The organism is Gluconobacter sp. Dm-73 (assembly GCF_018256215.1).
GTDB lineage: Bacteria > Pseudomonadota > Alphaproteobacteria > Acetobacterales > Acetobacteraceae > Gluconobacter > Gluconobacter cadivus.
Map to the genome: position 1 here is coordinate 212,051 of NZ_JAERLW010000005.1, position 13,760 is coordinate 225,810.

At 59.5% G+C, this 13,760-nt stretch carries 17 protein-coding genes; 13 read left to right on the top strand and 4 right to left on the bottom strand.

What is annotated here, in order from left to right:
• Nucleotides 1–242: 242 nt before the first annotated feature.
• Nucleotides 243–767 (top strand): hypothetical protein, encoded by a 525-nt coding sequence (locus tag JK176_RS07275; RefSeq protein ID WP_211587252.1) that lies wholly within the window; start codon nucleotides 243–245, stop codon nucleotides 765–767.
• An 81-nt stretch (nucleotides 768–848) separates the two neighbouring features.
• Here the strand turns inward: JK176_RS07275 and JK176_RS07280 are convergent, their stop codons facing one another.
• Nucleotides 849–1,472 carry a hypothetical protein gene (locus JK176_RS07280; RefSeq protein ID WP_211587253.1) on the bottom strand — a complete coding sequence of 208 codons (624 nt, stop codon included), beginning with the start codon at nucleotides 1,470–1,472 and terminating at the stop codon, nucleotides 849–851.
• 164 nt (nucleotides 1,473–1,636) lie between these two features.
• On the opposite strand from JK176_RS07280, the gene JK176_RS07285 reads away from it, so the two are divergent.
• From JK176_RS07285 to JK176_RS07340, 12 genes are all read left to right on the top strand, one after another.
• The gene (locus tag JK176_RS07285; protein WP_211587254.1) at nucleotides 1,637–2,173 is read left to right on the top strand and encodes a hypothetical protein; all 537 of its coding nucleotides are present in this window, start codon (nucleotides 1,637–1,639) and stop codon (nucleotides 2,171–2,173) included.
• A 4-nt stretch (nucleotides 2,174–2,177) separates the two neighbouring features.
• Complete coding sequence (sctJ, locus tag JK176_RS07290; RefSeq protein ID WP_211587255.1) at nucleotides 2,178–2,936, top strand: type III secretion system inner membrane ring lipoprotein SctJ; 759 nt, start codon at nucleotides 2,178–2,180, stop codon at nucleotides 2,934–2,936.
• A gap of 14 nt (nucleotides 2,937–2,950) precedes the next feature.
• The gene (locus JK176_RS07295; protein ID WP_211587256.1) at nucleotides 2,951–3,568 is read left to right on the top strand and encodes a hypothetical protein; all 618 of its coding nucleotides are present in this window, start codon (nucleotides 2,951–2,953) and stop codon (nucleotides 3,566–3,568) included.
• A 16-nt stretch (nucleotides 3,569–3,584) separates the two neighbouring features.
• A complete protein-coding gene (locus tag JK176_RS07300) occupies nucleotides 3,585–4,160 on the top strand; it encodes a hypothetical protein (protein ID WP_211587257.1) in 576 nt (191 codons plus the stop codon).
• Nucleotides 4,153–5,871, top strand: a complete 1,719-nt coding sequence (locus JK176_RS07305; protein ID WP_249194316.1) for a FliI/YscN family ATPase — start codon at nucleotides 4,153–4,155, stop codon at nucleotides 5,869–5,871. Before JK176_RS07300 ends, JK176_RS07305 begins: the two co-directional genes overlap by 8 nt.
• The gene (locus JK176_RS07310; RefSeq protein ID WP_211587258.1) at nucleotides 5,847–6,392 is read left to right on the top strand and encodes a hypothetical protein; all 546 of its coding nucleotides are present in this window, start codon (nucleotides 5,847–5,849) and stop codon (nucleotides 6,390–6,392) included. Before JK176_RS07305 ends, JK176_RS07310 begins: the two co-directional genes overlap by 25 nt.
• Nucleotides 6,389–7,438 (top strand): FliM/FliN family flagellar motor switch protein, encoded by a 1,050-nt coding sequence (locus JK176_RS07315; protein ID WP_211587259.1) that lies wholly within the window; start codon nucleotides 6,389–6,391, stop codon nucleotides 7,436–7,438. The genes JK176_RS07310 and JK176_RS07315 overlap by 4 nt, the downstream gene beginning before the upstream one ends.
• A complete protein-coding gene (sctR, locus tag JK176_RS07320; protein WP_062029803.1) occupies nucleotides 7,435–8,085 on the top strand; it encodes a type III secretion system export apparatus subunit SctR in 651 nt (216 codons plus the stop codon). The genes JK176_RS07315 and sctR overlap by 4 nt, the downstream gene beginning before the upstream one ends.
• Nucleotides 8,086–8,123: 38 nt before the next feature.
• Entirely contained in the window at nucleotides 8,124–8,396 is a 273-nt protein-coding gene (locus JK176_RS15110) for an EscS/YscS/HrcS family type III secretion system export apparatus protein (protein ID WP_062029805.1), read from the top strand.
• Between the two features lie 3 nt (nucleotides 8,397–8,399).
• Entirely contained in the window at nucleotides 8,400–9,206 is an 807-nt protein-coding gene (gene sctT / locus JK176_RS07330; RefSeq protein ID WP_194268253.1) for a type III secretion system export apparatus subunit SctT, read from the top strand.
• Nucleotides 9,203–10,246: an EscU/YscU/HrcU family type III secretion system export apparatus switch protein gene (locus JK176_RS07335; protein ID WP_211587260.1), complete on the top strand. Its 1,044-nt coding sequence runs from the start codon at nucleotides 9,203–9,205 to the stop codon at nucleotides 10,244–10,246. Before sctT ends, JK176_RS07335 begins: the two co-directional genes overlap by 4 nt.
• A gap of 117 nt (nucleotides 10,247–10,363) precedes the next feature.
• Nucleotides 10,364–11,317 (top strand): hypothetical protein, encoded by a 954-nt coding sequence (locus tag JK176_RS07340; RefSeq protein ID WP_211587261.1) that lies wholly within the window; start codon nucleotides 10,364–10,366, stop codon nucleotides 11,315–11,317.
• A gap of 115 nt (nucleotides 11,318–11,432) precedes the next feature.
• Here the strand turns inward: JK176_RS07340 and JK176_RS07345 are convergent, their stop codons facing one another.
• The 3 genes from JK176_RS07345 to vapB all read right to left on the bottom strand — a co-directional run bounded on the left by JK176_RS07345 (nucleotide 11,433) and on the right by vapB (nucleotide 13,628).
• The gene (locus JK176_RS07345; RefSeq protein ID WP_211587262.1) at nucleotides 11,433–12,680 is read right to left on the bottom strand and encodes a hypothetical protein; all 1,248 of its coding nucleotides are present in this window, start codon (nucleotides 12,678–12,680) and stop codon (nucleotides 11,433–11,435) included.
• 312 nt (nucleotides 12,681–12,992) lie between these two features.
• Nucleotides 12,993–13,403: a tRNA(fMet)-specific endonuclease VapC gene (gene vapC, locus JK176_RS07350; protein ID WP_211587263.1), complete on the bottom strand. Its 411-nt coding sequence runs from the start codon at nucleotides 13,401–13,403 to the stop codon at nucleotides 12,993–12,995.
• Nucleotides 13,404–13,628: a type II toxin-antitoxin system VapB family antitoxin gene (gene vapB / locus JK176_RS07355; protein WP_283091964.1), complete on the bottom strand. Its 225-nt coding sequence runs from the start codon at nucleotides 13,626–13,628 to the stop codon at nucleotides 13,404–13,406.
• Nucleotides 13,629–13,760: the final 132 nt, after the last annotated feature.

A 13,760-nucleotide genomic window follows, 5' to 3' on the forward strand; every position in this document is an offset into this window, starting at 1 on the left:
GCTGACGATTTCAGGCGGCCTTCTGAAATATGGAATTTTTTTGACAGGGCCCAAAAGCCTGATTTTCATCAGATTATTATGGTTCCGTGAAACCGGAACAGCGCTTTGTAAATGTCAAAACCAGATCAGGATAAAGACAGACTGCTCTCTTACAGAATGAAAGCACGCCGATTTGCCCCTCTGTCCCGGTCTTTCAGCATTTCGGTGATGAACGCAACATTGATTTATAGAGAGAGCCAGAGATGCCCGGTAGAATCGGATCCAGCGAAATTGAGCCGCATACGCCTGTAACCCACGTGGGCGGCAGCACCTCCACCCCGCAGAGCGAAATTACGGGTTTCAACGAGACCCTTCACAACACGGCGCCGAGACCCACCAGCTCCGTTTATTCGCAGGATTCGGGAATGCATCCCGCGTCGATAGCGTCTGAACATGCGCCGACTACGCACACCCCTCATACTGAAACCGAGACTGTCACCGCAGAACCGAAAGCAAAGCCTGCCAAGTCCAAAAGCGACCAGGCAAAAGATTTCGGTGATAAATTTGACAAGATCCTGAAGCCTCTCACCGTCACGCTGGGCTCTACCGCACAGATTGCCAGCCTGATTTCTTTCGGCCAGGCTCAGGAAGCCAAGAACAAGGACTCTTCCAGCAGTTCCAGCGCAAAGGACACGGCAACGAGCGGCGACGCTTCGGGCACCGATGCTTCCGGCACGACCGGACAGCTGCCGGATCTGGCCCCCATTCCCTCGCAGCAGACGTCCTGAAACCTGCGCGCACTTCTCTTCCCGGTCATAATTTCTGACCGGGAAGAGTTTTTATATCCGTTCGTCAAAAAACGTCCCGATCTATTTCGAGACTTCCTGAACGGCACTTCCCCGGAAAATTCTGACAGTCCGATGGCCTGCACTTGGCCCGCTGAGGGACTGGATCGTCTGGCTGATGCGATCGCGCAGATCGGGCGGTCCGAAGACGCTGACGGAACGCCCGCGATCATCGGTGTGGACCGAATAATGGGGCTCGAGCATTTTCTTCGCGTCTACAGCCCGCATCAACGCCGCATAAGACACACCACCCAGCGGAAAAGACTGTGTCGTCGTCGCGGATGATGGCGTGACGTGCAGCGTATTGCCGTCATAATACCAGTCCAGCCTGTATTCGGTAGACAGCGCATTCAGGAATGCTAGCGGCGTCTCGGCGGTGAAACCGGAGCGCACATTCCCCTGAATGGATGGGTCCACGACGACACGCAGATTCACGTCTTCACAGAACTGGGTCAGGACGTCGGGCAAAGTCTGATGGATGACCGTATAGCGTCCCTGATCGGGTAGCGGGAGCGGCTCGGCCCGGACGCTATGCGGCAGTGCCAGCACCACAGAGCTCAACACCACAGAGGCCCGCAGAACGCCGGAGAGAAATCGCTGGTGCAGCGTCGCCGTCTTTTCTGAACTGCAATTGGAGTTCTGCTTCATCTGTTCTTCTATAGACCGCGCGCAGAGGCCCGACAATTCTTGCCGAACGCCTGAAGGCACTTTCGGACAACTCGTTTGAAGGTCAGGTTCAGATCAGCTTTCGTCCCTAGGCTTGATCCCGATAGGTCCGGGCCTGTTGCAGGAAATTGTTCGGGGTCGCAGGTATGACAGGCATTACGGGATTGGATGCGACAGCGCTGGCCCAGCGCTCCCTCACCGACCAGACGAACGGCATGGCCGCAAGGGTGCCTGCGCCCGGCGACGATCAGATTGCCTTCCTGCAAAGTACACCTGCCCGCCAGACATACGAAACGCAGTCCCTCTCCACGACAGACACACTGGGGGACCAGATCCTGTCCGGACTGGGGCGGATCAGCAGCGCTTTTTCCACGCTTAATACGCTGGCGCCGACTGTTATTCCGACGACGGGAACGGAACACCTGGCTCTCCCACAGGGCAGCGTCGGAACAGCGGGACTTTCAGGCGCTTCCAGTGCTGTTTCCACAGGCAAGACAGACGCAAAAACCGCCCCTCTGAACAGTCTGTTCGAGAAAGTCGAGCAGGAGGGGATTGCGATGTACAACGAGGCCCTGACGCGACAGATGGCATTCACCAACTCCGAATTCGAAACCCATATCATCACCGTGTCGTCACAGAACATGACCTCCACGCTGAAGAGCCTCCTCACACAGGGAGGCTGAGACCATGTTCCGTATCCGACGTCTGTTTCTCACCTTTCCCGCCCTGCTCCTTCTCCTCTCCCTCACTGCGTGTCAGACGGTGCTCTACACTGAGCTTTCGGAACGTGATGCGATGGAGATGATCGCCATCCTTCTGCAGCACGGGATTTCAGCCACCCGTCTGATCGCCAAGGACGGCAGTTCCACTGTGGAAGTGTCGGAACGGCATGTGGCGGATGCCGTCTCCATCCTGCGCAGCAGTCATTATCCCCGCAACGGATATGACAGCATGGACAAGATCTTCCAGCAGCAGGGCATGATCAGCACTCCCACGGCCGAGCGCGCCAAACTGTATTACGGCATCAGTCAGGAGCTTGGGCACACGCTCAATGACATTGATGGCGTGATTGATGCGCGTGTTCATATCGCGCCTGCCGCGAGCGATCCGGTGACGGGTGTGGACAAACCGGCCACGGCATCGGTCGTCATCCGGTACGATTCCGGAACGGCTGTGTCGGGACTGCTCCCCAAGATCAAGCTGATGGTTGCCAATGCCGTTCAGGATCTGGCCTATGACCGGGTGTCCGTCATTCTTCTGCCGGTCGCGGTTCCCCATCTTCCGCCGGTTCAGACGGAATGGATGAGTCCGCTCGGCTGGACCGGATGGTTTTTCGCTTTTGCCTTCCCTGCCGGATATGGCGCCAGTCTCCTGTGGCGGCGCTTTCGCAGGAAACCGGTGGCGACCACGACGGAACTGGCCATCGTGCCGCGTGAGGCTGCGTGACCGTAGCCCACAGCATGAGCACATCTTTAGGGTCAGACTATAGTCAGATGCTGGCGAGTATCCACCCGTCCCATCTGCAACTGCGCCTGCCGATGCTGCACCGCGATACGGTCCAGAAACTCCAGACCTGTTCGAGACTGTCAGACCGTCTGATTGAATTGCTGGGTTGTGAGGGGCTTCCACCGGCCCACGCTCCACAAGGTCCGCTGGAAGCACTGGCGCTTCAGCCAGAGGATCGTCTTCAGAGCGCAGGACGTCGTATGGGCGCTGTCGTCCACTGGCGCAGTCTGGCCAAACAGGTGGACCGTCAGGCAATTACGGTCCTTGATACCGCATTGGACGAAGGCGTCAGGCTGTTTGGTATCCGCAACGGGGCTCACTGGGCGCAGGCCGGTCTGTCAATCCCGTCCGCAGGCGCACCAACCGAACCCGACAGGGATCTTCCCGGCCTCGCAAGAGCCGTCACCGACTGCGGCTGGTCCTGTCTGATCCGTTGGCGCGACAGTCTGGCCGGAGATTACGGGCGTCTCGCCACACTGAAACTGCCCGCAAGGACCCTTCTGCCCGCAGCCTCCAGCGCGTACGATCCGATTATCCTGAAAGTCGCGGAAGGGATTGCCGCGCATGTCTGAACGGATGTTTTCGCGAATGCGGCCTTCCACGACGGTCTTGCGCCCTGAAGACATGAGCGCCTGGTGCGACGCGTCCCTGGCCTATGACACCGCCGTCCGCAACGCCACGATGCTGCTGTCCGCCACACGGAACGCCTATAATGCGGAATGTCGACGTGGCTATCAGACCGGCCATGACAAAGCCTCAGCAGAAATGGCGCGTCGTCTTCTCGTGACGGACGAAGCGGTCGCAAAAGTGCTTCGGGATCTGGAAACGAGCCTTCCGGCCATTGTGACGGACGTCGTGACGGATCTGTTCGGGCGGCTTGATATCGGGAGCGCTCTTCCGGCCGCCATCAGGCATACACTAGGGAAAATCAGGCATGGTACGCTCGCCACGCTACGGGTGGCGTCCGACTGTGCTGACATCCTGCGCCCGGTCGTGGAAGACCTGACGGTCCATAATCCCGGCCTGCGTCTTGAGATCGACCCGATGCTGTCGCCCGGACGGTGTGTGCTGGAGAGCGAACTGGGCGTGGCGGAACTGGGCGTCGACGCCCAGCTTGCCGTGCTGCGGGAACATCTCAGCGCACAATGGATGCAGCATGACTGACATCCCACTCACGCCGCCTTCTCAGGCTCCGGGCGACACGGTTTCCATGGACGGGATCATGGATGCCGCGCGCCCGGCTGTGTCTCTCGCCAGTGCGCTGGAAGCGGACTTCGTCCGCCTGCACATGTTTCAGCAGACGGATAGAACGCTGCCGGAGCAGGACCCGCCCCCTGAAAACGCGGAACAGGCTGTTTCCCGTCCCGATCCCGAAACACAGGACGCCCGGGCCGATCAGTCCGAAGCGTCTCTCATCAAGCGCGATCCGGCTTCTGAAAACCCGGAACTGAAAGACACGCCCCGTCTTTCTGGCGCGCCCGTGACGCAGGACCGGAAGGCTGATTCTCTGCCCCGGATGCAGGTGAGCCACGATCCGTCACAGACAGCCGATCATGTTATCGCGCGGATGAAAACCCTCCTGCCCATGCTCCGCTCACGGGCGGCGGGGATCGACACACATCCGATGCAGGGGCGCGTCGTGAGCGCCACCGGAACCATTATCCGCGCCATTCTGCCGAATGTGGCCGTGGGCGATCTGTGCCGGTTGCAGAACCGCGACCGGGACTGGTCCCTGGATGCCGAAGTGGTGGGGCTGGACGGCAACGAAGTCCTCATGACGCCGATGGGCGGTCTCGAAGGCGTCTCAGTGGACACGGAAGTCGTCACGACCGGAGGGCGACGCAGCTTCCCGGTCGGCGAACGGCTGCTGGGCCGGGTTCTCGATGCGCTCGGCACGCCGATTGATGGTCTGGGACCACTGCCAGCCGGACCATCACGTTCCGTTCAGGCCGCACCACCTCCCGCGATGGAGCGTCAACCAATCGACCGGCCGCTACCCGTCGGGCTGCGGGCTTTGGACGGCTTGCTGACCTGTGGCGAAGGGCAGCGGCTCGGGGTGTATGGCGAGGCCGGGGCGGGTAAATCCACGTTGATGTCCGCCATTGTCAAAGGCAGCTCCGCCGATGTCGCAGTCGTGGCGCTGGTGGGCGAACGCGGCCGCGAAGTGCGCGAGTTCGTCGAGCATAATCTGGGGGCGGACGGACTGAAAAATGCTGTCCTGATCGTCGCCACCTCCGACCGGCCCGCCGCCGAACGCGTCGTCTGTGCTCAGGCCGCCACGACTGTCGCGGAATATTTCCGCGATCAGGGGCTGAAGGTTCTGCTGTTCGTGGACAATGTTACCCGTTATGCCCGGGCCCTGCGCGAGATCGGGCTGGCTGCCGGGGAGCCACCCACACGGCGCGGTTTTCCCCCTTCGGTTTTCGCGGCCCTGCCCCAGCTCATGGAGCGCGCGGGCATGGGCGTGAGGGGGTCGATCACGGCATTTTATACCGTGCTGGTCGAGGACGGGATGGATGATCCGATTGCCGAAGAAACACGCGGCATTCTGGACGGCCATGTCATTCTGTCGCGCGCACTGGCGGCGGCGGGGCATTATCCGGCCATTGACGTCCTGACCAGCCGGTCGCGCGTGATGTCTCTCGTAACCGATCCTCGGCATCAGGCTGCGGCCACGAAAATCCGGAGCCTGTGGGCGAAATATCAGGAGATCGAATTTCTGTTGCAGGTCGGCGAATACAAGCCCGGCGGCGACGCGCTGGCGGACGAGGCTATTGCCAAAATCGGCGCGCTGCGGGGTTTCCTGCGTCAGGGCAACGACGAGCGGACATCCTTTGCGGAGATGCTGGAATGGCTGAACCGTCTTTGCGCCTGAACCCGCAGGCAGCGGGACAGCTTGTGACGCTGCGCCAGCGCCGTGCCGCAGAGGCGCGTCAGCTTCTGTCGGCGGCAACGTCGCAGGCCGATCAACGTCTGGTGCGCCTCAACCACGCCAGACAGACCCTGTCCGACCATCAAACACATCAGCTTCGGGTTCAGACGGAGATCGCCGCACGCGCACAAAATGCGCCGGTCAGCGCCGTGCTGCTGCGTCGGGATCATGAGCATATCGAAGAGCTCGCCCGTCACGAAAAACGCCTGAAAGATGGGATCGCCCAAGCGGAACGGGACGTCGAAAAAGCCCGGCAGCTCGCCGCCGCCACACGGCGCCTCCTGATGCAGTACGAACAGCGCGAAAAACAGGCACGCGACCTGCTGGAGCGCGTTCTGACAGAACGCCGCACGGCGCAGGAACAGCGCGAGGAGCAGGACATCGCGGAACTTGCCATGATGCGCCAGAGCAGCGGACGCCTCATCCGCCAACGCAGCACAATGTCGCGGTTCAACGCTCCATGACGCTGTCTCTACCGCGCGCGATACATCGCCTTACACCGAGGCCGCTGGGCTATGACGCTTCGGCGGCAGGTCTGCTCGGACGGCATGACTTTGTCCTACTGTTGGGCGAAGAGCGGCTTTCGGTGCGCTTTATGCCGCCGATCCCCTTACCAGCGCGCTGGAGTACGGTCTGCTTTCGGATCGGCGACGTGGAAGGAGAGTGCCTTTTCCCTCACGAGATCCTTCAGAGGCTGGTTTCGCTGGCGGAGCCGAAGCCTCGCGCCCCGATGGAAGCGCCGGCAGCCCTGCTGCTGCTTGAGATGTTGCTAGATCAGGGCCTGATGGTGCTGGAAGCTGCGATAAACGCGCCGATCCGGTTTGCGCGGATCGAACCCGCGCGGGAATCCATATCTCACGCTACCCCTCTGGTCGAAATCGGATTTGAGGCCCGTTTTGACACAGCGGACAGCTTTTACGGACTGATTCGTCTTCCTCCGGCATTAATGCCTGAACTGCACCGTCTTGCACCGTCGCTTGTGCGCCGGTTTCCCGATCCGCCGGTGATGTTGTCTCTGAGGATCGGCAGCGTTCTGGTCTCGCCCGCAGAACTCATGACGCTCGGCCCCGGTTTCGGACTGGTTCTCGGAACGGCGGCACAGGTCCGGCATGTGATTGTTGCGGGCGACGTGCTGGGCGCAGCGGTTCGGCCTGACGGTAGCAGGATTGTCTTTGAGGGCGGGTTTGTGCCTCTCGCCCGGATTTGGCCAGCAGATTGGAACAGCATGACTGAAACACCCCCGTCCTCCGTGAGCGAACCGCACCAGCCCACAACAGTCGAAGCGTCTGCAATCGAGCAGCTTCAGATCTCCCTGACCTTCGAACTGGCGCGGATGCCGGTCTCGTTGGCCGAACTGAGGACGATCGGAGAAGGACATGTGATTGATATCGGCGCGCTCACGGAACGTTCCGTGTCGATCATGGCCAATGGCCGCCGCATTGGCGAAGGCGAACTCGTGGACCTCGGGTCCTCCGTCGCCATCCGGGTGACGCGGATCATCACCGCATGATCGGCTCCACCAATCTCGTCACGGCCCTCGTCCTGACCCTTGGGTTCGGCGTCCTGATCCTCGCGGTCATCACCACCACGTCGTTCGTGAAAATCTCGGTCGTCCTGTTCCTGCTGCGCACCGCGCTCGGCATCCAGCAGTCGCCGCCGAATATCGTGCTCTATGCGATCTCGCTGATCCTCACGCTCTTCATTTCCGCGCCTCTCGGCCACGACATCTACAAGGCGGCCATGGAGAGCGACCAGAAATACGAGACGTTGACGGATTATGTGGATGCCTATGAACGCGTGCAGGCGCCCGTCGCCCAGCATCTGCTCCGCTTCACACAGGCACCCGAACGCAATTTCTTCATGAACGCCACCCAGCGCCTGTGGCCCGAGGACATGCGCGACAGCCTGACGCCGGAATCTCTCCCGATCCTTCTCCCGTCCTTCCTGACGGGAGAACTCAAACGCGCGTTCGAAATTGGCTTCCTGATCTATCTGCCGTTCATCACCATTGACCTCGTCGTCACCACGATCCTGATCGCGATGGGCCTGTCCCAGGTGCAGCCCAACACGATTTCGGTTCCGCTCAAGTTGCTGCTGTTCGTTCTGGCCAGCGGCTGGACACGCCTGCTGCACGGGCTGGTAATGAGCTATGCGTAGGCCCTCGCGGCGCGCACATCTGCGGGAGAACACCGCCTGTGGATGATGCGGCCCTCACACAGGAACTCTCTTCCGCGCTTTTCCTGTTCGCCTCGATCGCGGGGCCACCGCTGGCCATTGCGCTGGTGGTCGGGCTTCTGATCGGGCTTCTGCAGGCCGTAACGCAGCTTCAGGACCAGACAATGCCGCTGACCTTCAAGGTCGTCGCAGTCTGCGCGACGCTGGTGCTTATGGCCTCGACGCTCTTCCCGCCTCTGCTGGCCTTTACCGAACACGTCCTGACCGATTTTCCGGCCATGACGCGCTTCTGAGCCGTGCCTGCCACTGACGCCCTTGTTGTTCTGCAACAGATGATGCCCTGGTTGAGCGCCATCGCGCTGGCGATGAGCCGCCCGGCGGGGGCGGCCATCGTGTTGCCGGTCTTTACACGCATGCAGCTTGGCGGCCCCATCACGGGGGCTATTGCCTTCGCGCTCGCTATTCCCGCAACCCCCATGATCCATGCCGGACTGCTCACCAATCCCCGCTCCCTGATGGCGCTCGGTATGCTCGGGGCCAAGGAAATGGTGATCGGCGTCATCATCGGTTTGCTCATCGGTCTGCCGATCTGGGGCGTGCAGTGCGCGGGCGAACTGCTCGACACCCAGCGTAGCGCAACGCAGGGTCAGGCTGAAGATCCGGGAAGTGGCAATCAGGAGTCCACAACCGCCGGGTTTTTTGCCCTTGCCGTCACGACGCTGTTTGTCCTGTCAGGGGGGCTCAATCTTCTGGCCGCTACGCTGTTGTCGTCCGAAACGCTCTGGCCTCCGCTCGCTCTGGCGCTAGCGCCGCAGCCGGGGTTCGGCCTGCTCCTGCTGGGTCTGCTTGACCGGCTGGAAACCGTGAGCCTTTCAATCGGCGCTCCCGTCATGCTGGCGATGCTGCTGTGTGAGGCGAGCGTTATTCTCCTGATGCGCGCCATCCCGAAACTGCATCTCTATGATCTCGCCCCGAACCTGCGCAATCTGGTCTTCATCCTGATGATGTTCGGCTACTGCGCGTGGCTCGTGTCATACATGAGGCATGATCTTGTCGCCTCGCGGGATGTTCTTGGCACTATGCACCAACTGCTGAAGCCATGAGCGGTAGCAGCAGCGAGGAAAAATCGCTCCCGGCCTCTACCAAGAAGCTCGCGGATGAACGTCGCAAAGGCCATATCGCCAAGGCTCCGGATCTTCAGTCCGGAGTGGTGACCATCATCCTGATCGGCTGGCTTCTGCTGCGGCGAAACGCGATTGCCATCCATCTGCAAGCGATGATGGATGCGGTCGGGAATGCTCTCACGATGGATTTCAGATCCGGGATCGCAAGCGTGGGTCAGGCCCTCAGGACCATCTGCCTCGAAGATGCCCTGACCCCTCTCGCTCTGGCCGTCGTCACGGGCATTCTCGTGCGGCTGCTGACCAATGGCGGATTTGTCTTCGCACTCGACCCTGTGATGCCGAAATTCGAGAAAATTAATCCGGTTTCGGGGTTCGCAAACCTCTTCAAGGCCCGGACTTTCGTGGATCTGGGCATGTCACTGGTCAAAGTTCTGTTTTTCGGTGGAACACTTGCGCTGATTATTCATGGTGCGATTGGCGGCCTCGTCCGTGTACCCGAGGCCGGGATTACCGAACTACCCCGCATTCTCTTCACGCTCCTTATGCCGATCTTCGGTGCAGCCTGTATTTTCTACATGGTTGCCGGCGTGATCGACCTGCTGATCCAGCGGCAGATGTTCCTCAAGGAAATGCGGATGACGCCCACCGAGGCAAAGAACGAACGCAAGGAAAGCCAGGGTAATCCGCTCATCAAGCGCCAACAGCGCCGTCTTCAGAGTCAGGCCCGTCGCAATACGGTGCCGCTTGGTCCGAAGCAGGCCAGCGTCATGATCTGTGGAGACACAATCTCTATCGGCCTGCGCTACCAACCGCCTCAAACGCCGCTTCCGCGCATTGTCTGTCGGGCGCATGGAGAACAGGCAGAGATCTATCGCACAATCGCTCAGGAGAGCCATATTCCTGTTGTCTGGGATTATGAACTTGCGCGAAACCTTGCGGAAAAATTCAAACCCGGAACAACAATCACGCCTGAATTTTTCCAGCCGGTTGCGCGTATTCTTCAGAACCTTCCCTCGTAACGTCGTCAGGGCTCAAATCAGGCTGACGTCAGCTTTGCATCGTAAACAGACTGTGCAGAAAAACGCGGCCATGAATCCGTTTGCCATGCCCGCTTTCAGCCGCACGATGAGGACGACATGAGCACTTCAATCACGCCCGACACCCAGAGCCTGATCCAGGAACTGATGGCCGCAATGCAATCCGGAAGCCTCTCTTCCGGGACTGGAAGCGCGACTGGCGCAGGCCAGAGCAGCGGGACCCAGAACACGCAGGAAGAAGCCAAACTTGCAGAGGTCTTTCAGGAACTCATGGCCCTGCTGAAGCAGGGAAACAAGGAAGACTCAACAAGCCCCGGCTCCGATACGGCAAGCCCGGCCATTTCTCCGGTTGCCTCTCCGGCGGCTGGATCTTCCGCCTCCGCAACACCGGCCGCAGGATCTACGTCGCCCACAACCCCGGCTTCGAGTGACGCGTCCAGCTCCGCTGCCGCAACGTCTGGCACGTCCAGCACCAGTGCAGGAGACGGCCCCAACACGACCACCATCACAAATACCAGCAATCACGACGAAAAGATCGGTCAGTTTCTCAATGGCGGCTCCACGACCCAGCCCACAGCCGAGATCGACCTCAAACCCGGCCAGACCGGCACGCTGAAATACGAGAATGGCCAAGGCGGCTATGACGCCGAAGCAGACTCGTCCGGCAATTTCCAGTCCACCGCCAGCCGCCTCGAATTCTATGCGGATGCCAAGGGCGTCAATAACGACGATGTCAGCTATATCGACGGACGAAACGCCTCCATCAAGGTTTCTGACGGCAACGGCAAAACCGCAGGCGATAGCCAGAGCATTGCTAACAGTGCCCCTTCCGATGCCATCACGAAGGACGCAGGTGGGCGTGCGACCGTAACCGGATGGTATGACGGCTCAACGCAGGGCATGAAAGACGGCGGAGCCTATATGGAGTCAAAGCTGGGCACCGGGAACGCCTATATCCATCCGGATGACGATCGTAACGCGACCAGTTCCAATCCGATGACTATGGCACAAGATACAAGCCAGCATTACACGGCGGACTTCGGAGACGCCTGATCCGGCATCAGACGAAACAGCCATGAACCGGGGCAATATTGCCCCGGTTCATGGCTTCTGCTTTCAGAACATCAAACCGGAACGCAACCAGAGTGGCGTAACACGGTCTCTCTACTCAGGCTTCGCCTGTATTTTTGTGCTGCTGCACAATTGGGTCGCCCTGGCCCATGCTGTAAAGATTATAGCCATAATCGGCTGTATCCAGACCAGTCATAAGTCCGTTGCCGACTTTTCCAGCAGCACTTTTGAGAATGTCGCCAATCGAAGATGCTCCCTTCTCCGCACTCTGCGTAACGCCTTCGGCCGTGCGGGCCGCTGCTTCCGCGCCATCCACTTCGGGCGCGATTTCGGGGACAAAGAGCAACGCCGCATCGCTGGCAACGCCTTCGAACATTCCGCCAAGATCTTTCAGACCCTGACTTTTGTTTCCCTTGGCAAACTGGTCGATCATGCCGACACCATCCGTCAGCGGAGAGACCATAGAAGACAGGAAGTTACCCATTCCCGTCTCAAACTTGTCCCATCCTTTGGCGGCCTTCGTGCTGCCACGATCAATCGTGCCTTCACCGAATTCTGCCTCGAACTCCGCAGCGTCCTTCTTCGAGACCTTGCCTGCCCCCATCTGTCCGATCTGGCTTCCCAGTGCCGCAGCATCCGCATCGGAGAATGCCCCGCCATAACTGGCCGCCTCCTCACCAGCAACTTCCAGATCCTGCGCCATGGCATTGCCATTCTTCTTGCTGGCATCGTTCGAAAACTGCTGGGCCAGAGAAGGATCTGTCTGCTCCAGATCAGACATGGCCTGCTGTGTCGCGGTCGACAAAGCACCACTTCCTGCCTGAAGGATCGTTTCCTTACCCGGACCGTCAGACGTCTTGGATTTGATACCCTTCACGATCTGCGCAATCGGGGACGTATCTTCGAGGAATTTGAGGATCGCATGACCGGCACGGGTCTGGCCGCCCTTGATATAACTTCCTCCCAGAACCTCTTTCGCCTCGGTTCGCTCTTTCTTGCTGATCCGTCCGCCGCCATTATTGTTTGCCAGTGACTGCGCACCGGAAATCGCCGCAATCGCCTGACTCTTGGTCAGATCGCCATCTTTGTAAGCTTGAAGCTCATCCTCGACGAGACTGTTGCCGTTTCCGGACTCTCCGGCTGTCATGATCTTTGAAAACAAGGCAGGATCGCTCTGCTGAAGCGTATCCATTCCCTGTTCCAGATTTTCATTATAGGCAGCGTTCTTGTCGGCTTTCTTCCCCGTCTTGGTACTGTCCGCACCAGCCTGTTCCAGTTCAGTGCCAACAACCTGCCCCCCGGATGCCGTGCCCCCCGCCGCAATCGACCCAATCAGCATATCCACACCCCATCAAGACAGAGAAAAATCATTCTGTCCCTGACGCTAAAAGCCGATGCTGACGTCAACCTGTCTGTACAGAGCCATACCAAATTTTGAGCTTGTTATTTCGCCATCCTACGGCCTTTTCCAGACAAGCAAAACCCCGCTAAGCCGTTGACTTAGCGGGGTTTCAGAAACTGTAAGTGGTTGCGGGGGCCTGCAACCAAAGAAAACTGCTGCTTGTCAGCGGGTTCGTAGAGAGGCTCGCCGCATGACATAGTCGATTGATAAACAATCGTTTTTATCAATATTCTATCTCGCTGTGACCTCTTTCGATCAGACCGTGTCAGTCAGCCAGTCCTCGGTTCGAAGACCCTCTACCCGCTGAAATTCTCGTAGATTGCCGGTCACCACAATCAGCCCTCTGCTCCGGGCATGCCCGGCAATCATGAGGTCATATGGACCTTTGATACGGCCATTCCGTTCAAGTTCGGCCCGAATGTCTGCCGTATGGGCGGCCGCTTCACTGTCGAATGGCAGGATCGCCAGCCTTGCCGCAAAGTGCTCGACCTCACGTCTTGTGCGCACGGGATCAGACGAGCGTTCCGCGCCATAAAGCAGTTCATACAGAACCACGTCCGAGATGCAGAGTTCCTCCGCACAGCTGTTGAACCTCGGACGCAACCCCTGCGGCCGATCTCGCAATACCCGGATACAGAGGTTCGTATCCAGCAGGTAACGCAGCATTCAGAGCGCCTCACGTCCCTGCATGACCGGCTGGTTCCGCTCTCCCAGATCCACCCCGGGAGCCGCAAAGAAATCATCCCACGCTGCGTCAGCGGGGGCGATGATCCGTCGTGAACCTTCGGACACAATGACGACGTCACGCACCTGCTCCCCGAAGGCGACCATCTTCGGCAGACGCACTGCCTGCGAGCGGTTGGATAGAAAGAGTGTCGTACGGGTCAGCATCAAATATTACTCCCCATGGATATGCATCATGTATATCCCATTTCAACAAAGATGTCCCCTAATTTCGGGCCCCTCCGCACCACATGCCTACAATCCGGACAGGTGATACAGTGGCCCTTCCGCCTGCCCCAT